A 26019-nucleotide genomic window follows, 5' to 3' on the forward strand; every position below is an offset into this window, starting at 1 on the left:
CGTATAATACGCTTTTTAGAGTACAATTAAATAGCATATTTTAACGTATAAAATGTTGTGTATGGCGAAGGTTCTTACCACGAGTAATTTTGATATTGCTACGACAACGGTATAAAATTCAAGCTCAGAATTTTTGCCATTTGGTATTATGAGAAATACACACAGTTATCAAAAACAGAAGAATTACGTAGCGCGTAAAACAAACCAATTAGTCGGTTTTCTTAAAATATCAATCTTTCTCAAGCACTGTTTTTACTAAGTAGTTCGATAAAATGCATTTTTTTTATTCGGTAACCTCAGGTATTACTTCCCAGACCTTGGTATTTTATACATACACAACATTTATTTTCCAAAACATAACCTAATGTTAATTTTGTAAAGTGTAAGTATCTCTAATTTACTTAAAGAAATAGGTTTACCATACATATTAATCATTATTGAAGTTTAAGTTAACCCACACCCATGATTAAAAATTTCTTTTTACTAGTATTCCTATTAATGACTACTGTTGCCTTTTCACAAACCACAGTAACACTAGAAGATCAGTGTAATTGCGAAGTGTTAAGCGGAACGGATGTTACTAGTCCAGGAATGACAACTCCAACAGGAGCAGATATTGGCGATGTTTATGTAAACACGGATACCGGAACAATTTATTTTTGGGATGGAGATTCTTGGGAATTAACCTCTTCCGATGACCAGCAAATTCAGGACTTTAGTTTCGATGAGTTGACGAATCAGTTAACCTTACAGTTAGAAAATGGGGGTACCGTTAGTGTTGCTATTTCTATGTTACAAGGTGATGGTAATATTACTTCGCCAAATGGTACTATTACTATTTCTGGAGATGCTAATGCTTTATTAGGAGATGTAGAAGTAGATATTATTTCAGGTGGCGTGGATCAAGTATTGGTTACCGATGCAACTGGCGCTGTAGAGTGGATTGATAAGTCGGATTTTAACGCTATTGCGGATCAAGTAACTATTACTGGTTTAGGAACTGTAGCGGATCCATTTAAGGTAGAAGACTTAGCTATTGTAACAGACAAATTAGCTGCAGATGCAGTAACTAACGAAAAGTTAGCAGATAATGCTGTTCAAACAGAAAACATAGTAAACGGCACAATTTTAACGGAAGACATTGCTTCAGGTGGGGTAGATCAAGTATTGGTTACCGATGCAACTGGCGCTGTAGAGTGGATAGATAAGTCAGATTTTGATGCTATTGCCGATCAAGTAACTATCACTGGCTTAGGAACAGTATCGGATCCTTTTAAGGTAGAAGACCTAGCTATTGTAACAGACAAATTAGCTGCAGATGCAGTGACTAACGAGAAGTTAGCAGATAATGCTGTTCAAACAGAAAACATAGTAAACGGTACAATTTTAACGGAAGATATTTCTTCAGGTGGCGTAGACCAAGTATTGGTTACCGATGCAACTGGCGCTGTAGAGTGGATTGATAAGTCGGATTTTGACGCTATTGCGGATCAAGTAACTATTACGGGTTTAGGAACTGTAGCGGATCCTTTTAAGGTAGAAGACTTAGCTATTGTAACAGATAAATTAGCAGCAGATGCAGTGACTAACGCTAAGTTAGCGGATAATGCTGTTCAAACAGAAAACATAGTAAACGGTACAATTTTAACGGAAGATATTTCTTCAGGTGGAAATGACCAAGTATTGGTTACCGATGCAACCGGTGCTGTAGTGTGGATAGATAAGTCAGATTTTGATGCTATTGCCGATCAAGTAACTATCACTGGCTTAGGAACAGTATCGGATCCTTTTAAGGTAGAAGACCTAGCTATTGTAACAGACAAATTAGCTGCAGATGCAGTGACTAACGAGAAGTTAGCAGATAATGCTGTTCAAACAGAAAACATAGTAAACGGTACAATTTTAACGGAAGATATTTCTTCAGGTGGCGTAGACCAAGTATTGGTTACCGATGCAACTGGCGCTGTAGAGTGGATTGATAAGTCAGATTTTGATGCTATTGCTGATCAAGTAACTATTACGGGTTTAGGAACTCTATCGGATCCTTTTAAGGTAGAAGACTTAGCTATCGTAACAGATAAATTAGCAGCAGATGCAGTGACTAACGAAAAGTTAGCAGATAATGCTGTTCAAACAGAAAACATAGTAAACGGTACAATTTTAACGGAAGATATTTCTTCAGGTGGCCTAGATCAAGTATTGGTTACCGATGCAACTGGCGCTGTAGAGTGGATAGATAAGTCAGATTTTGATGCTATTGCCGATCAAGTAACTATTACTGGTTTAGGAACTGTAGCAGATCCTTTTAAGGTAGAAGACTTAGCTATCGTAACAGATAAATTAGCTGCAGATGCAGTAACTAACGAAAAGTTAGCAGATAATGCTGTTCAAACAGAAAACATAGTAAACGGTACAATTTTAACAGAAGATATTGCTTCTGGAGGAAATGACCAAGTATTGGTTACCGATGCAACTGGCGCTGTAGAGTGGATAGATAAGTCAGATTTTGACGCTATTGCTGATCAAGTAACTATTACTGGTTTAGGAACTGTAGCGGATCCTTTTAAGGTAGAAGACTTAGCTATCGTAACAGATAAATTAGCTGCAGATGCAGTAACTAACGAAAAGTTAGCAGATAATGCTGTTCAAACAGAAAACATAGTAAACGGTACAATTTTAACGGAAGATATTGCTTCAGGAGGAAATGACCGTGTATTGGTTACAAATGCTGCAGGAGCGGTAGAGTGGATAGACAAAGCTACTTTAGTTCCGGCAACGACGGTTTCCAATACAAGTACAGTAAATACATTATCTACGACTGTAGATGGGGTTACTGGTGTGGGCGTTGCTATTATAAATAGTAATGAATTATCCTTAGATATCAATAATGAATTAGTAAGTACCATAAATGGTGAAGCTTCTACAGCGTTAGACTTAGAACCGACCATTGTCGCAAATCAAAAAACAACTTCAGTTGTAGAAGGAACAGGTGTAAATATTACGAATACTACAACAGGCAACAATACGGAATATACCGTAACAGTAGATCCAACAGATATAATAGGTGATGGAACAATTTCTTCTTCGGATATTGTAGTTTCTGGTGGAGCCAATTCAACATTAAATGATGTTACTTTAGAGATAGCAGATAATGCTATTACGAATGCAAAGATGGCAGATAATGCTATTACAACTACAGAGATTGTAGATGGTACTATTGCAAGTGCAGATATTGCAGATACAGCAGTTACTTTAGAAAAATTGGCTGATGGTAATTCGGATGGTCAAGTAATGAGATGGAATAATACTAGTTCAACATGGGAATTAGTAGATTTAGGATCAGTTACCGTAACAGAGAATGATGGTATTGTAGGTAATGAGGTTGTTGGGGCTACAAACACAACTTTAACTCGTTCTGGAGATGGTTCTCAAGCAGTACCTTATACATTAGGCGTTTCTGATGGAGGAATTACTGCTACTCAATTAGCAGATAATGCCGTTACTCTTTCAAAATTAGCCGATGGTACTACTGATGGGCAGTTAATGCAGTGGAATTCAACCTTGGGAGCTTGGGAATTGATTGATGCTTCCAGTTTATCGGATGATGATATTAGTGTTGCTAATACGGTAACAGGACATATTATAGCAACGATTTCAGAGCCAGGAATTACGGATGTAAATATTAATGAAACAGTAACTACATTAAGTGATGCAAATTCAGATGGTGTATTTGATTATGTATCCGAGGATAATACGACTACAAGTTTTGATGGTACAGATGATCAAACTGCTACAGAGGTAGCTGTTGCAGATACCGCTAATAATTTTACGGCAACGGATGTAGAAGGAGCATTAGCAGAATTAGCTTTAGAAAGTACAGATGACCAAGCTTTAAGTTTAGCTACAGGCAATATATTAACTTTAGAAGATGGTGGTACAGTAAATTTAACTCCGTTCTTAGACAACACAGATAATCAAGAAATTACAGCTTTTAGTTTAGACAATACAACAAACGTATTGACCTTGACTTTAGAAGATGGAGGTACAGAGACCGTAGATTTCACTACAGTTTTAGCTGCAGCCGGGACAGATGATCAAGCCTTAAGTTTAGCTACAGGCAATATATTAACCTTAGAAGATGGTGGTACAGTAAATTTAACTCCGTTTTTAGACAATACAGATAATCAAGAAATCACAGCTTTTAGTTTAGACAATACAACAAACGTATTGACCTTGACTTTAGAAGATGGAGGTACAGAGACTGTAAATTTCACTACAGTTTTAGCTGCAGCCGGGACAGATGATCAAACTGCCACAGAGGTAGCTGTTACAGATACCGCTAATAATTTTACGGCAACGGATGTAGAAGGAGCATTAGCAGAATTAGCTTTAGAAAGTACAGATGACCAAGCCTTAAGTTTAGCTACAGGAAACATATTAACCTTAGAAGATGGTGGTACAGTAAATTTAACTCCGTTTTTAGACAATACAGATAATCAAGAAATTACAGCTTTTAGTTTAGACAATACAACAAACGTATTGACCTTGACTTTAGAAGATGGAGGTACAGAGACCGTAGATTTCACTACAGTTTTAGCTGCAGCAGGGACAGATGACCAAGCTTTAAGTTTAGCTACAGGTAATATATTAACCTTAGAAGATGGCGGTACAGTAAACTTAACTCCGTTTTTAGACAATACAGATAATCAAGAAATCACAGCTTTTAGTTTAGACAATACAACAAACGTATTGACCTTGACTTTAGAAGATGGAGGTACAGAGACCGTAGATTTCACTACAGTTTTAGCTGCAGCCGGGACAGATGATCAAGCCTTAAGTTTAGCTACAGGCAATATATTAACCTTAGAAGATGGTGGTACAGTAAACCTAACTCCGTTTTTAGATAATACAGATGATCAAACTGCCACAGAGGTAGCTGTTACAGATACCGCTAATAATTTTACGGCAACGGATGTAGAAGGAGCATTAGCAGAATTAGCTTTAGAAAGTACAGATGACCAAGCTTTAAGTTTAGCTACAGGTAATATATTAACTTTAGAAGATGGTGGTACAGTAAACTTAACTCCGTTTTTAGACAATACAGATAATCAAGAAATCACAGCTTTTAGTTTAGACAATACAACAAACGTATTGACCTTGACTTTAGAAGATGGAGGTACAGAGACTGTAGATTTCACTACAGTTTTGGCTGCAGCAGGGACAGATAGTCAAGATTTAAGTTTAACAGGCGATGATCTTACATTAACAAACGATCCAACAGCAACAGCAATTGATTTATCAGCTTATAGAGAAACTGTATCTGGTATAAATGATATTACCGTAACGGACGATGGAGCAGGGAATTTTACAGTTGATTATGTTGATGGAGATAAAGATTCTACGAATGAATTAACTCAGACAGGATCAGGAGGCCCCTCAGGTAGTCCAGTAAATGGTTCTACATATGTAGATACGGATACAGGGCAAATGTATGTATATGAAGATTCTTGGAAACAAGTAGGCGGAAGTGCGACACCAGCGGCAGATATAGTCACAACATTAGCTACCTCTGATAATGTAACTTATACCTATACTTCAGAAAATAATACAATAACATCTTTTGATGGTACCGATGATCAGGATGCATCAGAAGTTAGCTATGATGATGCTACCTCTTCAATAGGAGCAATAAATGTTCAGGAGGCAATTGAAGCTTTAGCTTCAGGAAGTACAGATGACCAAGCTTTAAGTTTAGCTACAGGAAACATATTAACCTTAGAAGATGGCGGTACAGTAAACTTAACTCCGTTTTTAGACAATACAGATAATCAAGAAATCACAGCTTTTAGTTTAGACAATACAACAAACGTATTGACCTTGACTTTAGAAGATGGAGGTACAGAGACTGTAGATTTCACTACAGTTTTAGCTGCAGCCGGGACAGATGATCAAACTGCTACAGAGGTAGCTGTTGCAGATACCGCTAATAATTTTACAGCAACGGATGTAGAAGGAGCATTAGCAGAATTAGCTTTAGAAAGTACAGATGACCAAGCTTTAAGTTTAGCTACAGGAAACATATTAACCTTAGAAGATGGTGGTGCAGTAAATTTAACTCCGTTTTTAGACAATACAGATAATCAAGAAATCACAGCTTTTAGTTTAGACAATACAACAAACGTATTGACCTTGACTTTAGAAGATGGAGGTACAGAGACTGTAGATTTCACTACAGTTTTAGCTGCAGCCGGGACAGATGATCAAACAGCTACAGAAGTTGTTGTTACTGATACAGCAAATAATTTTACAGCAACTGATGTAGAAGGTGCTTTAGCGGAATTAGCAATAGGTAGTACAGATGATCAAGCCTTAAGTTTAGCTACAGGAAACATATTAACCTTAGAAGATGGTGGTACAGTAAACTTAACTCCGTTTTTAGACAATACAGATAATCAAGAAATCACAGCTTTTAGTTTAGACAATACAACAAACGTATTGACCTTGACTTTAGAAGATGGAGGTACAGAGACCGTAGATTTCACTACAGTTTTAGCTGCAGCCGGGACAGATGACCAAGCCTTAAGTTTAGCTACAGGCAATATATTAACCTTAGAAGATGGTGGTACAGTAAACCTAACTCCGTTTTTAGATAATACAGATGATCAAACTGCCACAGAGGTAGCTGTTACAGATACCGCTAATAATTTTACAGCAACGGATGTAGAAGGAGCATTAGCAGAATTAGCTTTAGAAAGTACGGATGACCAAGCTTTAAGTTTAGCTACAGGCAATATATTAACCTTAGAAGATGGTGGTACAGTAAACTTAACTCCGTTTTTAGACAATACAGATAATCAAGAAATTACAGCTTTTAGTTTAAACAATACAACAAACGTATTGACCTTGACTTTAGAAGATGGAGGTACAGAGACTGTAGATTTCACTACAGTTTTAGCTGCAGCAGGGACAGATGATCAAGCCTTAAGTTTAGCTACAGGCAATATATTAACCTTAGAAGATGGTGGTACAGTAAATTTAACTCCGTTTTTAGACAATACAGATAATCAAGAAATCACAGCTTTTAGTTTAGACAATACAACAAACGTATTGACCTTGACTTTAGAAGATGGAGGTACAGAGACTGTAGATTTCACTACAGTTTTAGCTGCAGCCGGGACAGATGACCAAGCTTTAAGTTTAGCTACAGGTAATATATTAACTTTAGAAGATGGCGGTACAGTAAACCTAACTCCGTTTTTAGATAATACAGATAATCAAACCATTAGCACATTTGAGTTAGACGATACTACAGATGTATTGACTTTAACGTTGGAAGATGGCGGAACAGAAACTGTAGATTTCACAGCGGTATTAGCCGCAGCAGGTACAGATGATCAAACAGCTACAGAAGTAGTTGTTACTGATACAGCAAATAATTTTACAGCAACTGATGTAGAAGGTGCTTTAGCGGAATTAGCAATAGGCAGTACAGATGATCAAGCATTAAGCTTAGAAACTGGAAACATATTAACTTTAGAGGATGGTGGTACCGTAAACTTAACTTCCTTTTTAGATAATACAGATAATCAAACCATTACAACATTTGAGTTAGACAATACTACAGATGTATTGACTTTAACGTTGGAAGATGGCGGAACAGAAACTGTAGATTTCACAGCAGTATTAGCCGCAGCAGGTACAGATAATCAATATCCTGATAAGTTTAATTTAAATGGAACAACTCTAGAATTATCCCTTATCCGTGATGGACTTTCAGATAGAACTATAAATTTAGATGGAACGTTTGCTACAGATGCTCAACTTGCCGCTTCTGATGCTGCAGATTTAGATAGAATTATTGGAAATGAAACGGTAACAAGTTTAGCCTTTAATGGAACCACGCTTACTTTAAATGAAGGTGGTAATACAGCAAAAACTGTTAACTTAAGCAGTGTAAATACAGATAATCAAAAGGCAGATGTCTTTTCTCTTGTGGGAACAACACTGAGTCTTTCATTGCAAAATGATGGAGAAGTAGAGAAAACAGTTAATTTTAGCAGTTTTGCTACTGATGCAGAAGTAACAGCAGCGGTATCAGCAAGTGATGCAGCCGATTTAGATAAGGTTATAGGCAACGAATACAACACAGCTTTTGCTGTAGTGGGTGCTAATTTGAGAATTACCGATGGCGGAGGAGATAGAGATGTGTCTTTAGCATCGTTAGGTACTGACGATCAAAAAGATAATGAAGTATTATTAGACACTCCAATTGATGTTGATGAGGGTGGAGAAGCATCTCCAACTTTAGAAACAACTGTTCAAGAAGTAATTCAAGCAATCGCGCCAATTACGTCTAAAGCAGCTAGAATTTTCTATCCACCATCAATCGCAGTAGATGCATCTACCAATGGTACGTTTACAATTGATTTGTATGATGAGTATATCCAACAATATGGCTCTCCAACGGTAGGTAGTGCAGGTGCACCAAATGCTTTGCCAACTTATACGAGAACAGAATTGTATTACTATGTTACGTATGCAGATCCAGCAGTTTTTGGGAATGGTACAGCGGTATCTGGAATGTCTATTGATGCTAATGGAAATTTAACCTATCAGGTTCAAAGTCAACCAACCGATTACAATTCATTAATCAACGTAGTATTTGTAGTAAAATAATTTAAGCGAATAAATAAGAAGATAAGAGTTTGAAAGCAATCAACACATATAAGCTTGTATTCGCCATCCTAATCGGATTGCTATGTTCTAATTGGGCAAGTGCACAATTCTTACTGCAAGCACCGAATAGTACAGACGAAAATAATTATAAATGGTATAATGCCTCTGATACTAGTACCGTATTAGGTACAGACTTCTTCTATGAAGTAAGTCAGCCAGGCGTATATTTTGCAACTTATGATGGAACTACATGTGGTAAAAATGCAACCAGTTATTTTATATTAACCGATTGTGAAGCACCTAATAATGAGGTGACATTAGACATCACAGCAAACGTTCCGGTTGGTGCAAATATTAGCTGGTCTCCCGCATTAACAGGAGATCAAATAGCACCTCAAATTACAGCAACTAAAGATGTTGTTAAATATTTGGCGACTTTAGTAAAAGCGGGTAATGCTAAGAATCTGCCTTCTTTTACCGTAGTTTGTATGAGTCAGGCTGCTAATTTAGTAGATGATGTGGCCACAGTAGATGAAGACGACTCAGTAATGATTCCTATCTTTGATAATGATACAGAATTGCCTGTCGCAGGAACCTTAACAACATCAGATCCAGCGAATGGAACTATTGTTATTGATGATAATGGTACGCCAAATAATCCTTCGGATGATATACTAACTTATATTCCTAGTCCAGATTTTAATGGTGAGGATACGTTTACTTATACCATCTGTAATACGTTCGGAGATTGCAGTACAGCTACGGTTACAGTAGATGTTCTGCCTATTGTAGATGCCTTTGATGATGTGGTGACCACAGAAGAAAACATGCCTATAAGCATAGACAATTGGCAAGCTAATGATAACGATTTACCAACAGTGGGTACGCTTACGGTAACTACACCTACCAATGGTACTTTGGTTGTAGACGATAATGGTACGCCAAATGATCCATCGGATGATGTGATCACTTATACACCAAATACCGATTTCTCAGGAACAGATACTTTTGAGTATACCGTTTGTGATACTTTAGGGAATTGTAGTACTGCTACGATTACTGTAATTACAACAGATCAGGTAGATTTAGATAGTGATGATGACGGAATTTTAGATGCTTGGGAAGATCTAAATACCGATAATGATAATGATCCTGCTACAAACCCAACGGATTCAGATGGGGATGGTATCGCAGATTATTTAGACATTGATAGTGATGACGACGGAATTCCGGATAACGTAGAAGCACAAGCTACTGCAGATTATATGGCACCTAGCGGAATAGATGCCAATGGTAATGGCTTAGATGACGCCTATGAGCAAGACGGAAATCTTGGAATAATTCCTGTAAACACAGACTTTGAAGATTTACCAGATTATTTAGATGATGATAGTGATAATGACAATGTGCCAGATTATATAGAAGCACACGATCATGATCATGATGGTATTCCAGATGTGGTATTTATCGGTTCTGATAAAGATAATGATGGTCTAGATGATGGTTTTGAAGGCAATACAACCATAGATATTGACGTTAATGATGAAGTAAACGATCCATGGGCAGATTTACCAAACACGGATAATGACGATGAATCAGATTATAGAGATACGGATGATGACGATGATGGAATTTTTACAGCAGATGAAGATGTAAATCTTGATGGTGATTATGCTAATGATGATACCGATGGTAATGGAATACCTAATTACTTAGATCTAGATTTAGAAGAATTCTCAACAGATGAAGAAGTAGAAGTATTCAATGTGGTTACGCCAAACGGAGATGGAGTACATGATTACTTGACCATCTCAGGATTAGAAAATTTCCCGAACAATACCATCAAAATTTACAACAGATGGGGTGTGTTAGTTTTTGTAACGAAAGCGTATAACACTCAAGGGAATATTTTTACAGGAAGTTCTAACGGCCGTGTTACGGTACAAAAAGACAATATGTTGCCTGTAGGTACGTATTTCTATATTTTAGATTATGGAGATGCATCGGGTACTATGAAATCAAAATCAGGATATATTTATATAAACAGATAGTATGAAAACCTTAAATCTTATTACCTCTTATTACAAATGGGTTTTTGGCATACTATGCTTAGTAGGCTTCTTAAATACCACAAGTCTTACTGCGCAACAAGATGCACAATACACCCAATATATGTATAACACCATAAGTGTAAATCCGGGTTATGCAGGTTCTAGAGGGCATATGAGTGTTGGTTTGTTACATAGATCTCAGTGGTTAGGCTTAGATGGTGCGCCCACGACACAAACATTTAATGTGCATTCTCCAATAGGATATAGAGGAGTAGGTTTAGGATTGTCTATAGTTAATGATAAAATTGGTCCCACTTCTGAGACAAATTTTGATGTAGATTTTTCGTATACTATTCCTGTTTCTACAGATGCCAAAATAAGTTTTGGACTAAAAGGAAGTGCTAATTTATTAGATATAAGATATTCTGAACTTAATCAATATGCTTCAGATCAAACCTTGCAACAGGATATAAGCAATCGTTTGTCGCCAAATATAGGCGCAGGGGTGTATTATCATACCGATAAATTTTATGCAGGTTTATCTGTGCCTCGATTTTTAGAAACTTCACATTTTGATGAATCTTCATTATCAACAGCTAAAGAACAAATGAACTTTTATTTAATTACAGGTTATGTTTGGGATTTAAACCCTAATTTAAAATTTAAACCTGCATTACTAACTAAATTAGTGCAAGGAGCACCGCTACAAGTAGATGCTTCGGCTAATTTTATGTTCAATGATAAGTTGATATTAGGAGCTGCCTACCGTTGGAGTGCTGCCGTGAGTGGTATGGCTGGGTTTTATGTTTCAGAAGGCTTGTTAATTGGTATTGCTTATGATCGCGAAACTACAGATCTAGGGAATACTAGTTTTAATGATGGATCTTTTGAAATTGTATTCCGATATGACTTCATTAGAACAAAAGGAAATATGAAATCGCCTAGATTCTTCTAAATCTAGCTTCGTTATTTTTTTGGACTTAGACAGACGTCTTATTCACTATCTTCTTATTTATTTTTTTTCTTAAACTTTTTATATCCTATAAAGATGTTATTTTTGTAAGGATGGCATACGTCATCATTGCTAAGATTAAAAAAAAAGAAAATTGAAAGAAGAACACGTAATCCTTGTAAATCAATCTGATGAACAAATAGGCACAATGCCAAAAATGGAGGCACATGAAAAAGCGGTTTTACATCGCGCCTTTTCAGTGTTTATCATGAATAAAAATGGAGAAACTATGTTGCAACAACGTGCAGCACATAAATACCATTCGCCATTATTATGGACCAATACATGTTGCAGTCATCAACGTGTGGGAGAAACAAATATTCAAGCTGGAAAAAGAAGACTCCAAGAAGAAATGGGTTTTGAAGCGGAGCTAAAAGAATTATTCTCATTTATTTACAAAGCACCTTTTGATAATGGGTTAACAGAATATGAACTCGATCATGTAATGGTGGGTTATTTTGATGCTTCTCCGGAAATTAATCCAGATGAAGTAGCCGATTGGAAATGGATGAAACCTGAAGATGTTAAGAAGGATATTTCAGAAAATCCTGAGAACTATACCGCCTGGTTTAAGATTATTTTTGAAAAATTCTATAGTTACATTACCCAACATAAATTTGAATCATGAAAGTAAAAGTAAGTAGAAAAGCACATTTTAATGCTGCACATAGATTATACAATCCTGATTGGAGTTTCGAAAAAAATGACGCCATCTTTGGCCTGTGTAATAACCCTAATTTTCACGGTCACAATTATGAATTAATTGTAAGTATAACTGGTAAAATAGATCCTGAAACCGGTTTTGTAATCGACGTTAAAATCCTAAAAGATTTAATCAAAAGTGAAATCGAAAATGCTTTTGATCATAAAAATTTAAATATAGAAGTACCTGAGTTTGCAAATTTGAATCCTACAGCAGAGAATATTGCCGTGGTTATATATGATAAATTGAGACCACATTTTACTAGTGATAAAGATTTGGAAGTAGTTTTGTATGAGACTCCAAGAAATTTTGTTACTTACACCGGTAATGACGAATAGATAAAATAGAACAACCTAATATTGAAATCATGAATTTATATCCTTTAAAATTTAATCCTATTCTAAAAGAACGTCTTTGGGGCGGAACCAAATTAGGCGATATTTTTGGTAAACCTATCGAGAATGATATTACAGGTGAGAGCTGGGAAATATCAACAGTTAAAGGCGATGTCTCTGTAGTATCTAGTGGTGAGGTAAAAGGACAATCGCTTCAAGATTTAATTGATAGTGATGCAGAAGCGCTTTTAGGGAAAAGTGTGGTAGCGCGTTTTGGAAAAGAATTTCCTATTTTAATTAAGTTTATTGATGCAAAACAAGATTTATCCATTCAATTGCATCCTAATGATGAATTGGCTAAAAAACGTCATAATTCTTTCGGTAAAACCGAAATGTGGTATATCATGGATGCCGATGAAGGGGCAGATTTAATTGTTGGTTTTAACAAGGATGTTACTAAAGAGGAATATCAAAAAAGTATAGAAGACGATAAGCTTTTAGATTTATTAAATTATGAGAAAGTAAAAGAAGGCGATACCTTCTTTATCAACACAGGAAAAATACATGCTATTGGAGCAGGGGTGGTCTTGGCAGAAATTCAACAAACATCAGATGTTACTTATCGTGTCTTTGATTTTAATAGAAAAGATAAAGCGGGTAATTTACGCGAATTGCATACAGAATTAGCGTTAGATGCAATGGATTATGATAAAAAGGATGATTTTAAAGTAGGGTACGATAAGAATACTGATACTGTAAATGAAATGGTAGACTGTCCTTATTTTAAAACAAACTACATTAAACTAACAAAGGATTTAAAACAAGATGTTGCAAATCGAGATTCTTTTACTATCTACATGTGTGTGTCTGGTGAAGCAATAGTTGCGAATGAATTTGGAGAAGCGACCGTTAAAAAAGGAGAAACTGTTTTGGTTTCAGCTAATTCAAAATCAATCGAATTAAAATCTAAAGGAGCTACACTTTTGGAAGTTACGATATAAAAATGCTTTAATGTGTTGATATACTTGGAAAAAGATTACTTTTGCAAAAAATAAAATTAGTAAGATGGCAAGTATACAAGATTTAAAGAAAGATATTAATTACGTTCTAGGAGATATTATAGAAGCAGTATATTTCTGGGAAGCTTCAAACGGTAAGAAAAGTTCTACAGAAGGTTCTGCTCTTATTGATGATGCAATTAGTGTTTTTGATGAATTAATCGCTAAAGTAAATATGAAAAGTGTAGAAAACAGAAGTAAGCATTTAAATGGTGTTAAATCTGAATTAGAAGAAAAAGCTACAGTTCTAGTTGAAAAACTTAATAAATTAGGTTAAGACATACTTAACTTCAATAAAAAAAACCATCCAAGTAATTGGATGGTTTTTTGTTTTGTATACGATTGAAAATTACTTTTCTTTCTTTAGTTCTTCAAGATATTTTTGAAGTTCCTTTCCATATTTAGAAGCAGCAACCTCAGGAGTAAGCATTTTATTGATAGAATCTAAATACTTCATGTTAGCATCTGCTACTTCTTTCACAGCAATATAAGGTGCTATATAAGAATCTTTGTTGTTCAGAGCAAAGTTCAATGCATACGCGTAACTGCGATAAATATTCTTATCAGATAATTTTATCAGAGAATCTAAAGCTAAAGAATCTTTATTTACTTTAGGATCAAAACGCATCTGAAGAATTTCTAAATTCTTAGTGTTATACCTTGACATTCCCTTTTTGTATTCTTCTAATTTTTCATTCGTCTTAGAACCCGTAATTTTTACGGAAGTATCAAAAGTATCCCAGGCAGTGTCTACCGTAATTATTCCAGGTTCTCCAAAAAATGTAATGCGGTCATTAATATCGTTATGATCATTTTTTACTAGATATAAATAATAGATATCTGGATTTTCAATAGGGGTGTTAAAGCTAAAATCTCCATGTCCTTTTATTTCTAAGGAGTCTAGGTTTACTAAAACAGTATCCTGTAATTGTTGCAGGTAAAGTGTTCCTTTTTTTAAACCTTTAATGGTTCCGTTTATGGTCATTGAATTTTTAGAATCTCCCGAACAGGAAATCAAGAAAAGTCCGACTATGGACAGTAAGAAAATGTTCTTCATGGTATTAATTTTGGTGGGCAAATATCACTATTTTTTTATTTCAATTCGGTATAAATACAGGTGTACTTGAATTATTTATACACAATATTACATTTTAGAAGCTATTTCCATAAGATATGCACAAAGTAATGCACCACCGGTGCCCACTACGTAGCCAAATACAGCCAATAGAACCCCAACAGAGGTTAAGGAGGAGTGAAACTCTGCAGCTACTACGGGAGCAGAAGCAGCACCACCCACGTTAGCTTGGCTACCTACCGCTAGGAAAAAGTAGGGTGCTTTTATGAGTTTGGCTACTAAAATAAGTAATAAGGCATGTATGGTAATCCAAATGAAACCTACAACCAATAATCCTGGATTTTCTAATATTTTTGTAAGGTCCATCTTCATTCCAATCGTGGCTACTAGAATATAAATAAAAATACTTCCTATTTTACTAGCTCCGGCACCTTCATAATTCTTGGCTTTTGTAAAAGATAATAGTATTCCGGAAGCAGTAGCTAAAACCACCATCCAAAAGAAATTAGAGCCTAAGAAAGATAGAAAATTACTTGGGTCTGCAACAGCAGCACTATTTTTTGTAAGATAGGTACTTATATAATCCCCAAAGAAATGTGATACTCCAACAGCTGTAAAAGCAAAACACAGCATCATCATATAGTCTTTGAGCGTAGGTACACGTGTTATTTTTGCAGAAAAGGCACTCACCTTTACTTTTAAAGTTTCTATCGCAGATGTGTCTGCTTGCAACCATTTATCTATGGCTTTTGTTTTGCCTACGCCAAATAAAATAACGGCCATCCATACATTAGCCACAACAATATCTACCAGTACCATTTTACCGTATTCATCTGGATTGTATTTAAAAATTTCTAGCATGGCAGCTTGGTTGGCACCACCACCTATCCAACTACCAGCGATCGTAGAAAGTCCTCTCCACACGGCATCAAAATCATTGCCGCCAACCGTTTCTGGAGAAAAAATAGACACCAGTAATATCGCAATTGGTCCGCCGATAATAATTCCGACAGATCCTGTTAAAAACATGATCAAGGCCTTAGAACCTAAATTAGAGATGGCTTTAAGGTCTATACTTAAGGTCATAAGCACAAGTGCAGCCGGTAATAAATACCTGCTAGCCATAAAGTAGAGTTGTGAGATGTCATCTGAAATTATGTGAAAACTTGCTAAGATAGCAGGCAGTAAATAACACATTAAAACAGCAGGGACTATACTGTAAAATTTAGACCAAAAACCGGTAGTTAACGAAGAGGTATAAAATATAAATCCAAGGCAAAGTGCTAAGAGTCCAAATACCACTGCATCATTCGTAATTAAAACTTCACTCATACATTAAAATATCAAGGGTAATTTTTTTATAAATATAATGAATCGCAAAGATGTTCTTTAATAAATTTAGCTACGCCGTGTTCTGTATTCTCCTCGGTAATGTAATTAGCAATTTTTTTGACTTCATTTCTTGCATTCCCTACAGCAACGCCACAACCTACATTTTGAAGCATATCTATATCATTATAATTATCTCCGAAAGCAATGACATCCGCTAAATTTTCATCAGCCTTCAATAATATTTTTATTGCAGAAAGTTTTGTTACACTTTTAGGTGCAATTTCAATTAGAGTATCATTAGATCGATATAAAGCAATAGCATCACCATACTTGCTTTGTAATTCAGGAAAAATAGCATCACAAGAATCTTTTGTTCCCATGAGCATTACTTTATGTGCTCCGTCAATTTTTCTTGAACGCCAATCTTGAAATGTAGTTGGTGTTTTTCTAAATTCCGGAGTTGCTTTGGTATAGTTAATCTCTTTTTGTACCCGTTCAGAAATTTCCTCAACATACCATTCATCAGCATAATAAAGGCCTAGTTTAATTCCGTGCTGCTCTGTTTGACTATAAAGTTCTTTTAAGAGTCTCAGGGGAATGGTTACTGAATCTAAAATTGAATTTCCGTGTAGTATTAATGCGCCATTATAACACACAATAGGTTGGTTGTCTATTCCTAAATTCTTTTGTAGATAGGTCATAGATTTAGGCATTCTTGCCGAAACCAAATATACTTTTACAGCGTCTTTAATTCGTTTAATTTCTGATATGGTTACTTCAGAAACATCACTTTTTGTAGAAAGTAAGGTTCCATCTAAATCGGAGCAAAGTATCTTATACCTCAAATTGATTTTTTTAAATATTTAGCCAATATGTGAATTTTAAGTTTATTGACCTATTTCTTGGCTCAAAATTATTTACAATATAATTATCATTATAGACGATAAATAAATCGGACAGTGGTGCAAAACGCCATTGTACCCGAGAATTAAATCCTAAATTATTTCTTTGATTACTATATTGTACTAAGGTAGACCAAAAGATTGATTTACTAAACGTAAATTCAAAACTAGGACTTACTAGCCAGAAATCTGCACTAGAGTAGGGTGCAGGGAGTGTTATCTTATCATAACTCACCAAAAAAGAAATAGCAGCTTTTGGTTGTAGTCGTAAAGTCATTTCTGCGGCAGAAGAAGATCTTGTTCCATTAAAAAATTCACCATAGGATTGCTCCAAAGAATAGGAAAAAGCTTTCCTAGAGTCAGAACTATAATTCATAGCAGCACTAGAATACGTGTATTCAGAATTTGCGGGTAATGCAATTGCATCTGTAGTTCTGCTAGGATCAAAACCATTGACAAGGTAGGTATAGTTGGTATCTACACTGAAATTAAAGTCGGTTTGATTTACAAATTCTGCTCCCCAAGATGCGCGTATCGTATAATCGGTTGTTTTAAAATCAAGTTCAGGATTTAACGTAAAAATAGGAAAGACTTCAAAGCTATGGCTGTTAATTTTACTAGCGGTTGGCCAGAACACGCGCTCAAAGCCCGTTACGAACTTAAAAATATTTGTTCTCCGTATAAATCCGAGGTCAGACCTAAAGTCATCTCCAATATATACCCAATCAGAAAATATATTAAACGTTCTACTGTTATAGGAGAGGTAAGCACCGGTAGAGATATCTTTAGTATCTGAATCATGCTGAAAAGATTTATGCATATAAAACTTACCGTTCCAAGTATTGTCAGCAGAAGCTAGATTATAATCAACTCCTAAAACTCTATTGTACCGATCTTCTGGTGCTACAAAATCATACGATTTAAACGCTTCTCTGTTAATAAAAAACAAGCCAATATTAGATCTAGCGAATAGTTTGCGTTGTAGGGCAAACATGGAATTATTGTTCGATGGAATCTCATTTTCTAAATCCTCGGCAGTTTGAAGATTTAGAAAGCCCAAGCGCCAGTCATTACTAAGTTTACCACTCAAACGAAAACCACCAATAATTTTATTTTCAATGGAATTGTCATCTTTATCTCTGGCTATACCTATACGTCTAGAGAAAAACGGATTTGCATCTTGGCTACCTCCAAAGCTAGAAAAGAGGTCGCTATTATCTACAAAAAACTGCCGCTTTTCAGGTAAGGATACTTCAAAGCGAGTAAGATTAGTAAAGACGTTATCTATTTCCACATTAGAAAAATCTGGATTTAAGGTGATGTCTAAATTCATCCCATTACCAATAGCTACTTTAGCATCTCCACCAAATTTGAGATTGGTTTTACTGGCATTGGTTTCAAAATCTTTCTGTGCAAGCGTATTTACATAAGGTATAATGGCAATTGGCGTTCTGTATTTTCCTAAAGGCTTTTCAAACGTCATTTCTCCCATAAAAGCCAAGCTATAAATAGACTGGTTTTGCGGAATTTTAGCCCAAGTACTTGTTTCGTTATTTTGTGTATCAAACCTATAGCTGTTAAATCGCCATTTGGTTTCTCCCTCTTTAAATTTGAAGGAGGTTAATGGTATTGCTAGCTCAGCAGTATAATAATTTTCAAAGCTTCTGGCTTCTCCCTTCCATTTTACATCCCACGAAGTATTAAAACCACCATCACTGCCACCACCATTAGAAATTAGGGCTTCGCGAATGACTCCAAACGGATTTATACCAAACAGAAAAGCATTGGTGCCATCATTAAAGGTATCAAACAACAAGCTTATATTATCATTTCCGCCAGCTCTAAAATCTCTTTTTAAAGATGGAGTTACGTAGTTGCTTCCTGAAGTTTCTAAACGAATACCAACATATAAATGAGTACCATCATAAAACATTCTGATGTCGGTATCTTTCTGAGCAAGTATGGTATCTGATGGAAAATATTGTTGAAATTTTGTGGCACTTTCTGCTTTCTCCCAAACGCGCTCATCTAAAATACCGTCTATCTGCGGAATTTCTGGAATGTATTTAATGCTAATGTGTTTGTCTTCATTTTGTCCTAAAACAGATAGTGATATTAGGAAAAAGAAGCAACATATAGAGAACTTGAACATTAGGGTTGGTTTCGTTGGTTCTCAAATTTAAGCCATTAATTTGTGAAAAAATACTAAATTGACTTCGTATAGTTATGAAAAGCTCATTTTCTGTTGGTTATTGTGAAATAAATTGAAGTATCGTCGCTATCATTTTTGGTGAAATAGGATATTTAGGGTCAAAGTAACTTTCTAGCCCTGTAACCTGATCATCTTCTTCTTTCATGATATGATTCATGTTAGGGATAATCATTAAAGTTGCTTCTGGCTGAGCCACTTTTAAGTTTTGAGCGTTAGTAATATCCACCTGAATATCTTTATCACCATTAAGGATGAGTATAGGAATCTGTAGTTTTTTAATTTCTTTCTGAGGATCAATTGAAGCCCAAGTTTTATAGAAATTTTGAATTTGTGGTGGAAACATGGTGACTAAATTAGGATCTACTGTGGCAATACTACCTTTTGTCATTAGCTCTTGAAAATGCTCTTCAACTAATTTCCCAAATTCTGGATTTTGCGCATAAATTTGTTGCACCATTATTTTATCAATAGTTTGTCCCGCGCCTGCCATAGATATTAATGAAGTTATATCTTCATTTACGGCCAACATAGCAATCAATGATCCTTGGCTATGTCCTATGAGATGAATGCCACTAAAACGTGGGTCGTTTTTAAAATGGGCTATAGCTACTTTAGCATCCGCTACAAAATCTAGAACCGTTACGTCTTCTAGTTTGTCAAAATTTTCAGACCGAGCGGAGCGTTTATCATACCTGTAAAAAGCAATTTTATGATTATTTAAACTATCTGCCAATGCTTTAATGTAGCTACTTTGCATGGGTGTTCCTTCTTGGTTTCCATCGCGGTCTGGATTACCAGAACCATGGATAAAAATTACTAGAGGTACCTTGTTCTTTGTTTCAGGATACGTTAATGTTCCAGGGATAGCAATTTCTGCATTACTAAGGTTAATTTCTTCTTCTATAATTTGAGAAAAAGAAAACATACTGTAGGAGAGTAAAGTTGCAATAAGGAGATTTTTCATGAGTTCGTTAGCGTATTAAGGAATAGTTTAGAAAGAATTTCAGCGATGATGATTGATGTGAAAAATAAAATGATATGTACTGTACTTTTTGCATTTGTTGCAATCTTAAAGCCATTAAATAATAGTGAAATACTCCAAATGAGGAAAAGGATACTGATAAGCCCAAATACCCCTAAGGCAATTACTGAGTTTAAAGGAAGAGTAGATAGATCAGGAATTTTCTGCGTTAATAAAGTATTTAATACCTCTGAATTTATACGCTCCATAGCACCTCCTACATTAAAAAAGGTAATTAAATAGAAGGGAATTCTAGAAATTAATGTGATGTTCAGAATATCAATAAATCGTGTCTTTCTATTGATATACATGCCTAAGGCATATAATAGGATAGCTAATATAGAGCTATCAATTAAATTGTCTAAGGCCGGTTGCCAAGAGGAAGTGCTATTTGCAAAATGTACATCTAAAACTCCATCAAAGCGTACATTAAAAAGATAACCGAGATAGGAACCTAAAAGTGTAACTGCTATTCCCAGTAGGAACAAATGATTTTCTTGATACCTTTTAAAAGGATTGAATAAAACTGTTTTCATACTTAAGAATTTGAATTAGGGTGCAAGGATGCAATGATTTCATCTAGCTTATTCCGCATCGTAGGATAGCTGATGTTCATTTGAATGGCCATCTTTTTTAGACTTCCACTATTTAAAACAAACTGCAATACAAATTCTTGATCTTCAGCAGATAATTGAAGTATTTGAGGAAGGTCAAATTTTCCAGAAATAACAGTGTCACAATTAGAGCATGAAAGTTCACTTACTAATAAGTTGCTTTCACAACTAGGACAGAACACAGGTAACTTTTTCATATACTAAACAGGTTTGTTTAGCAACAAAAGTATAAAAAATATTAATAAAATTAAAACAAAACTAAATAAAGTTTAATAATTTATTATTTATAATTAATTAGATTTAAACTTTTTAGTCTTTTTCTTGTCAGGATTTTTAAACAAACGTTTTAAGAAACCGTCTTTTTTTATAGGATCACAGTTGAGGTTTGTCAATACGTCGTTAGATGGTGTTTCAAACTGAGCCTTAGTAATCGCATTAAATTCTTTGTCCTTGTTTAGTTTTTGTAATAACAAAGCAAACATAGGTAGTGCAGCATTTGCTCCTTGTCCTAAACTGGTGCTTTTAAATCCAAGTTCATGATTGTCTAAACCCACCCAAGTTATGTGCACTAGCTTTGGGGTAATCCCCACAAACCAAGCATCTTTATTATTTTGTGTAGTCCCTGTTTTACCCGCAATAGCATTCGGTAAATTATAAGCGTCTCTTAATCTTGAAGCGGTACCAGAATTGATAGTTTCTTTCATCATTTCTATCATGGTTTGTCTGGTTTCTGTAGAAAATGCTTCGTTATCGGCAATCTTAGGCTTAAAAGTTTCTAAGATAGAATCTTTACTATTTGTAATAGTCTGAATTAAAAAAGGAGTTACAGGTTTACTGTTATTTACAAAAGAAGCGTATGCTCCCGCAAGTTCTGTGATTTTTATTTCTCCTGTTCCTAAAGCTAAAGAAGGTTCGCTAGGTAACTTTTCTAAAATACCCATTTTATTAGCCTGCCGGATTACGTTTAATACGCCAACTTCTTCTAAAACTTTTACCGCTACAGTATTTACACTATTACTCAAAGCTTGCTCCATAGAATAATTTAAATAAGCTTCGTCTTTACTTCCCGAATTACTTGGGGACCATCCTTTTAAATTTTCATAGGCTACCTCTTGCGCAGAAAAATAGGTACAGGGTGCTATCCCATTTTCTAAAGCTGCAGTATATACAATGGGTTTAAAAGTAGAACCTACTTGGCGTTTACTCTGTGAAATATGGTCGTATTTAAAGTATTTAAAATTGACACCACCAATCCAGGTTTTTACAGCTCCTGTAGTAGGGTCAATACCTAAAGATCCTGTATTTAAAAATTTTAGATAATGTTGCAAGCTATCTAGTGTATTGGCTTCAACTGTTTTTTCGCCCTCCCAACCGGCAAGCGTCATTTTTCTTTTGATACTTAAAGAGTCTATTATTTTATCTTCTGAAAGGCCTTCCTTTTTAAGTTTTTTATAAGCGTTTGTTCTTTTAAGTAGCTTCTCTAAGAGTTTTTTATTGGTAAGCCAAGGGGCATTTTTACCATAACTTTTTTCAAAATCTTTTTGCAAATTAGACAAATGTGCAACCATAGCTTCTTCGGCCAGTTGTTGCATTTTATAATCAAGGGTGGTATATATTTTTAAACCAGAAGTGTAAATATTATACTCATGACCATTCTCTTTTTGGGTAGTACTCCAAGCCAACAGTTGCTTGCGGACTTCCTCTCTGAAGTAAGGTGCAAGTCCATCATTATAATTAAATTCTTTATAATCTAGTTTTAAAGGCAATGCGCTTAGGCTATCTTTTTGTTTTTCTGATAGGAAGTCATTTTTTTGCATGGCTTGTAGGACCAAGTTTCTTCTCTTTAAACTATTCTCAGGGAATACTCTGGGGTTGTACCCATAGGTGGCTTTTAACATCCCCACCAATACAGCTGCTTCTTCGGTATTTAAATCTCTAGCTTTCTTATTAAAAAATTTTAAAGAGGCACTTTCCACACCAAAAGTATTATCTCCAAAACTTACTGTATTCAAATAATGATATAAAAGTTCTTCCTTATTATAGATGTCTTCTAAGCGAGACGCAATAAACATTTCTTTAATTTTATCTACCGCAATATTGGTGTTTTTTCGTTCGTCTCTTGGATATAGGTTTTTTGCCAATTGTTGTGTGATGGTACTTCCTCCACCAGAACTTTTGTCCTGCATTAGAATAGATTTAAATGCCACACGCATTAAACTTGGATAATCAACTCCGGAATGTGTATAAAACCTTTCATCTTCAATAGCAATTAAAGCGTCTAAAAGATTTTCAGGAAATTCTTCAAAAGCAATGGGTTGTCTATCAAATAAATAATATTTACCAATTAGCGTGCTATCTGCAGCATATACTTCACTAGCTTTTTGATATTCTAGATTGCCTAATTCTTTTTTACTAGGCAATTCTCCCCATAGTCCTACTCGAATACTTACTATAAATAGAATAAACAACAGCAATACACTTAGAACTGCAAGGAGTAGGTATCTTAGAATTGGAGATTTAATTTTTTTGAAAATCACGCGGGTAATTTTTTTAGTTAAAATAGTTAAAACTATATACGACTTAATGATACATTAAGGTTGTATTGTTTATTTTTGAGTGTATAAAAATGTAAAGATTGCGCAAATTTTAAATTGATGAAGAAAATTACCATTTTATTATTAACCCTATCCATTCAATTTGTTTTTTCAACAGAAGGGGAGTGGTCTAAAACAGGGCATAGAACAACCGGTGAAGTTGCACAACGTCACTTAAGCAGAAAAGCAAAGAAGGCAATTGCTAAATTGTTAGACGGGCAAAGTTTAGCCTTGGTTTCTACGTATGCAGATGATATAAAGTCTGATAAAAAGTACAGAGAATTTAGTGCTTGGCATTATGTGAACTATCCGGCAGATAAAAAATATACAGAAGTAGCACCTAGCCCTTACGGTGATATTGTTGTGGGAATTCAGAAATGTGCAGCTATCGTAAAGGATGAAAACAGCTCGCAAGAAGATAAAGTATTCTATCTTAAATTTCTAGTACATTTATTAGGAGACTTACACCAACCTATGCATGTTGGAAGGCAAGAAGATAAAGGTGGTAATGATATACAAATACAGTGGTTTGGAAAAGGATCTAATCTACACCGACTATGGGATAGCAATATGATTGATGATTACGGCATGAGTTTTACTGAAATTGCTGATAATTTACCAGAGTTAACAAAGGATGAGGAGAAGCAAATTCAACAAGGCGATGTTTTTGACTGGGTGGAAGAATCTAAAGGTTTAGCAACAGAGTTATATGCGTCTGTTGAGGTTGGAGAAAAACTTGGTTATGCATATAGTTATAAGTACTGGGGACTTGTAGAAACGCAATTGCAAAAAGGCGGATTGCGTTTAGCAAAAGTTTTAAATGAAGTTTTTGAATAAGTAAAATTTAATAAACCACCCTAAAGGTTAGGTTTATTCGCTCTTGAATAGGTTTAGCAGTTTTAGGTATTTGGTGCAACCAATGATGTTGTGTTGCTCCTTTCATAAGTAAGAGACTACCATGTTCCAACAAAAGTTTATGTTTTAAATTTTTGTTGGTTCTGTGTTTTAAATGAAAAAAACGCGCTTCGCCTAGAGTAATTGAAGCAATTATAGGATTTTCTCCTAATTCTTTTTCATTGTCTGCATGCCAACCATTACTGTCTTTGCCATCTCTATATAAGTTTAACAAACAGGTGGTGAATTCTGTTTCAGCAAGCTTATCTACTTGATTTTTAATCTGCAACAGTTCTTTGGTAAATACATGTGGGTGCATGGTAATATTAGAATAAGCGTATGCCTTATCGTTATTAGCATATAATGCTGTTAACCTTGGTTGCGCATATTTCTTACCAAATACCGTAATATCATCTTGTTGCCACGGTGTTTTTTCTTTGAGTAATGCAAAGTAACTATCTGCTGAATGGGTATCAAAGAAATTAGGATAGTATATAAGGTCACTATCTGGAAGATTTAAATGAAGCGCTTCAGAAAAAAGATTTGCCATTATTGTATGATCGACTTTAATTGATTTCTGTACTCAGAGGGGTTCTGTCCTGTAAACTGTTTAAATGATTTATTGAAATGTGAGAAATTATTGAATCCGCTTTCAAAGGCAACATCAGCAATACTCATAGGTTTTTCTGCTAGAAGCTTTGATGCATGTACCAATCGATATTCATTAACAAACTGTACAAAGGTTTTTTTAGTAATCTTTTTAAAATACCTGCAAAATGAAGGAACCGTCATACTCGTTAAATCTGCAATGGTTTCTAAAGTAATCTCTTCTTTAAAGTTTTCTTTCACAAAATTGAACACCATATTAATACGGTCATTATCTTTCATAGAAGACTCCATAGAGAACCCTTCTGCGTTCAATAGCTTAAATTCTTCAGAGTTTCCTAGTTCGTTTAGTATATTAAGGATAGAAAGCAGCTTTTGAAAATCTGTTTGATATTCTAAAATTTCTATTTTCTCACCAATTTTCTTTTTTGTTTTACCATAAAAGGCAATTCCGCCTTTGCAAGCTTCAAAAATGGTTTGGATTTTTTTCATTTCGGGAATGTTGAAGAAATCAAATCCAAGAAAGTCTTGCTTCATCTGTACAACCGTCTCTGCCTTATTGCCTGTTGCTCCATCAGTAAAACCGCAATGAGGAAGATTAGATCCTATTAATATAAGGTCACCATCATTATAATAGGATACATGGCTTCCAATTTGTCGTTTTCCAGAGCCGCCATTAATATAGACTAATTCTAATTCTGGGTGGTAATGCCATACCGTATTCATATTAGGTTTGTCCTCATCAAACTTTTGATAGGTAAAGGAATGTCCAAAATCTGGAGCAATGACTTCAAATGTAGGTTTTTGTAGTATCATGCTTTTAAGTTTTTATACAATTAGAAATATGCTTCATTTTACTTATATAGTGCAAAGTTACCTATAATGTATGTTATATTAACGTTAAGGTCATGTTAGAATTGTATTGATGTTAAAA

The 26019-nt window shown here is 35.1% G+C and carries 18 protein-coding genes; 8 read left to right on the forward strand and 10 right to left on the reverse strand.

The features are described from left to right. Window positions 1-462: 462 nt before the first annotated feature. The 7 genes from GQR94_RS12775 to GQR94_RS12805 all read left to right on the forward strand — a co-directional run bounded on the left by GQR94_RS12775 (window position 463) and on the right by GQR94_RS12805 (window position 14112). On the forward strand, window positions 463-8676 hold the full coding sequence (locus tag GQR94_RS12775; protein WP_158975862.1) for a hypothetical protein: 8214 nt from the start codon (window positions 463-465) through the stop codon (window positions 8674-8676). A 29-nt stretch (window positions 8677-8705) separates the two neighbouring features. Further along, entirely contained in the window at window positions 8706-10727 is a 2022-nt protein-coding gene (locus tag GQR94_RS12780) for a gliding motility-associated C-terminal domain-containing protein (protein ID WP_158975863.1), read from the forward strand. 1 nt (window position 10728) lies between these two features. Beyond that, window positions 10729-11682: a type IX secretion system membrane protein PorP/SprF gene (locus tag GQR94_RS12785; protein ID WP_158975864.1), complete on the forward strand. Its 954-nt coding sequence runs from the start codon at window positions 10729-10731 to the stop codon at window positions 11680-11682. 151 nt (window positions 11683-11833) lie between these two features. After that, the gene (gene idi / locus GQR94_RS12790; RefSeq protein ID WP_158975865.1) at window positions 11834-12367 is read left to right on the forward strand and encodes an isopentenyl-diphosphate Delta-isomerase; all 534 of its coding nucleotides are present in this window, start codon (window positions 11834-11836) and stop codon (window positions 12365-12367) included. Then, entirely contained in the window at window positions 12364-12780 is a 417-nt protein-coding gene (locus GQR94_RS12795) for a 6-carboxytetrahydropterin synthase (RefSeq protein ID WP_158975866.1), read from the forward strand. The genes idi and GQR94_RS12795 overlap by 4 nt, the downstream gene beginning before the upstream one ends. A gap of 29 nt (window positions 12781-12809) precedes the next feature. Next, window positions 12810-13778 (forward strand): type I phosphomannose isomerase catalytic subunit, encoded by a 969-nt coding sequence (locus GQR94_RS12800; RefSeq protein WP_158975867.1) that lies wholly within the window; start codon window positions 12810-12812, stop codon window positions 13776-13778. A 64-nt stretch (window positions 13779-13842) separates the two neighbouring features. Beyond that, window positions 13843-14112 (forward strand): hypothetical protein, encoded by a 270-nt coding sequence (locus tag GQR94_RS12805; RefSeq protein ID WP_158975868.1) that lies wholly within the window; start codon window positions 13843-13845, stop codon window positions 14110-14112. 72 nt (window positions 14113-14184) lie between these two features. Here GQR94_RS12805 and GQR94_RS12810 read toward each other — a convergent pair whose 3' ends face one another. The 8 genes from GQR94_RS12810 to GQR94_RS12845 form a co-directional block, all read right to left on the reverse strand. Beyond that, window positions 14185-14892, reverse strand: coding sequence for a DUF4369 domain-containing protein (locus GQR94_RS12810; RefSeq protein WP_233268299.1), 708 nt, complete (start codon window positions 14890-14892; stop codon window positions 14185-14187). 87 nt (window positions 14893-14979) lie between these two features. Beyond that, window positions 14980-16242 (reverse strand): DUF819 domain-containing protein, encoded by a 1263-nt coding sequence (locus GQR94_RS12815; protein WP_158975870.1) that lies wholly within the window; start codon window positions 16240-16242, stop codon window positions 14980-14982. A gap of 26 nt (window positions 16243-16268) precedes the next feature. Beyond that, window positions 16269-17087 (reverse strand): Cof-type HAD-IIB family hydrolase, encoded by an 819-nt coding sequence (locus GQR94_RS12820; protein ID WP_158975871.1) that lies wholly within the window; start codon window positions 17085-17087, stop codon window positions 16269-16271. Between the two features lie 10 nt (window positions 17088-17097). Next, window positions 17098-19296: a DUF5916 domain-containing protein gene (locus GQR94_RS12825; RefSeq protein WP_158975872.1), complete on the reverse strand. Its 2199-nt coding sequence runs from the start codon at window positions 19294-19296 to the stop codon at window positions 17098-17100. A 97-nt stretch (window positions 19297-19393) separates the two neighbouring features. Next, window positions 19394-20320 carry an alpha/beta hydrolase gene (locus tag GQR94_RS12830; protein WP_158975873.1) on the reverse strand — a complete coding sequence of 309 codons (927 nt, stop codon included), beginning with the start codon at window positions 20318-20320 and terminating at the stop codon, window positions 19394-19396. Continuing rightward, window positions 20317-20913: a hypothetical protein gene (locus tag GQR94_RS12835; RefSeq protein ID WP_158975874.1), complete on the reverse strand. Its 597-nt coding sequence runs from the start codon at window positions 20911-20913 to the stop codon at window positions 20317-20319. Before GQR94_RS12835 ends, GQR94_RS12830 begins: the two co-directional genes overlap by 4 nt. Window positions 20914-20915: 2 nt before the next feature. Beyond that, window positions 20916-21188, reverse strand: a complete 273-nt coding sequence (locus GQR94_RS12840) for a DUF2089 domain-containing protein (RefSeq protein WP_034666608.1) — start codon at window positions 21186-21188, stop codon at window positions 20916-20918. A 93-nt stretch (window positions 21189-21281) separates the two neighbouring features. After that, the gene (locus tag GQR94_RS12845; protein ID WP_158975875.1) at window positions 21282-23528 is read right to left on the reverse strand and encodes a transglycosylase domain-containing protein; all 2247 of its coding nucleotides are present in this window, start codon (window positions 23526-23528) and stop codon (window positions 21282-21284) included. Window positions 23529-23645: 117 nt separating this feature from the next. Between GQR94_RS12845 and GQR94_RS12850 the strand changes: the two genes are divergently transcribed. Beyond that, on the forward strand, window positions 23646-24422 hold the full coding sequence (locus tag GQR94_RS12850; RefSeq protein ID WP_158975876.1) for a S1/P1 nuclease: 777 nt from the start codon (window positions 23646-23648) through the stop codon (window positions 24420-24422). Window positions 24423-24429: 7 nt separating this feature from the next. On the opposite strand, the gene GQR94_RS12855 is transcribed toward GQR94_RS12850, so the two are convergent. Further along, a complete protein-coding gene (locus GQR94_RS12855; RefSeq protein WP_158975877.1) occupies window positions 24430-25029 on the reverse strand; it encodes an alpha-ketoglutarate-dependent dioxygenase AlkB in 600 nt (199 codons plus the stop codon). Further along, complete coding sequence (locus tag GQR94_RS12860; RefSeq protein ID WP_158975878.1) at window positions 25029-25901, reverse strand: AraC family transcriptional regulator; 873 nt, start codon at window positions 25899-25901, stop codon at window positions 25029-25031. The genes GQR94_RS12855 and GQR94_RS12860 overlap by 1 nt, the downstream gene beginning before the upstream one ends. Window positions 25902-26019: the final 118 nt, after the last annotated feature.

The organism is Cellulophaga sp. L1A9 (assembly GCF_009797025.1).
Classification (GTDB): Bacteria; Bacteroidota; Bacteroidia; order Flavobacteriales; family Flavobacteriaceae; genus Cellulophaga.

Coding starts and splice junctions, on each gene's coding strand:
- GQR94_RS12775 (WP_158975862.1), top strand. CDS start 463: ATGATTAAAAATTTCTTTTTACTAGTATTCCTATTAATGACTACTGTT.
- GQR94_RS12785 (WP_158975864.1), top strand. CDS start 10,729: ATGAAAACCTTAAATCTTATTACCTCTTATTACAAATGGGTTTTTGGC.
- GQR94_RS12795 (WP_158975866.1), top strand. CDS start 12,364: ATGAAAGTAAAAGTAAGTAGAAAAGCACATTTTAATGCTGCACATAGA.
- GQR94_RS12800 (WP_158975867.1), top strand. CDS start 12,810: ATGAATTTATATCCTTTAAAATTTAATCCTATTCTAAAAGAACGTCTT.
- GQR94_RS12805 (WP_158975868.1), top strand. CDS start 13,843: ATGGCAAGTATACAAGATTTAAAGAAAGATATTAATTACGTTCTAGGA.
- GQR94_RS12810 (WP_233268299.1), bottom strand. CDS start 14,892: ATGAAGAACATTTTCTTACTGTCCATAGTCGGACTTTTCTTGATTTCC.
- GQR94_RS12815 (WP_158975870.1), bottom strand. CDS start 16,242: ATGAGTGAAGTTTTAATTACGAATGATGCAGTGGTATTTGGACTCTTA.
- GQR94_RS12825 (WP_158975872.1), bottom strand. CDS start 19,296: ATGTTCAAGTTCTCTATATGTTGCTTCTTTTTCCTAATATCACTATCT.
- GQR94_RS12830 (WP_158975873.1), bottom strand. CDS start 20,320: ATGAAAAATCTCCTTATTGCAACTTTACTCTCCTACAGTATGTTTTCT.
- GQR94_RS12835 (WP_158975874.1), bottom strand. CDS start 20,913: ATGAAAACAGTTTTATTCAATCCTTTTAAAAGGTATCAAGAAAATCAT.
- GQR94_RS12840 (WP_034666608.1), bottom strand. CDS start 21,188: ATGAAAAAGTTACCTGTGTTCTGTCCTAGTTGTGAAAGCAACTTATTA.
- GQR94_RS12850 (WP_158975876.1), top strand. CDS start 23,646: ATGAAGAAAATTACCATTTTATTATTAACCCTATCCATTCAATTTGTT.
- GQR94_RS12855 (WP_158975877.1), bottom strand. CDS start 25,029: ATGGCAAATCTTTTTTCTGAAGCGCTTCATTTAAATCTTCCAGATAGT.
- GQR94_RS12860 (WP_158975878.1), bottom strand. CDS start 25,901: ATGATACTACAAAAACCTACATTTGAAGTCATTGCTCCAGATTTTGGA.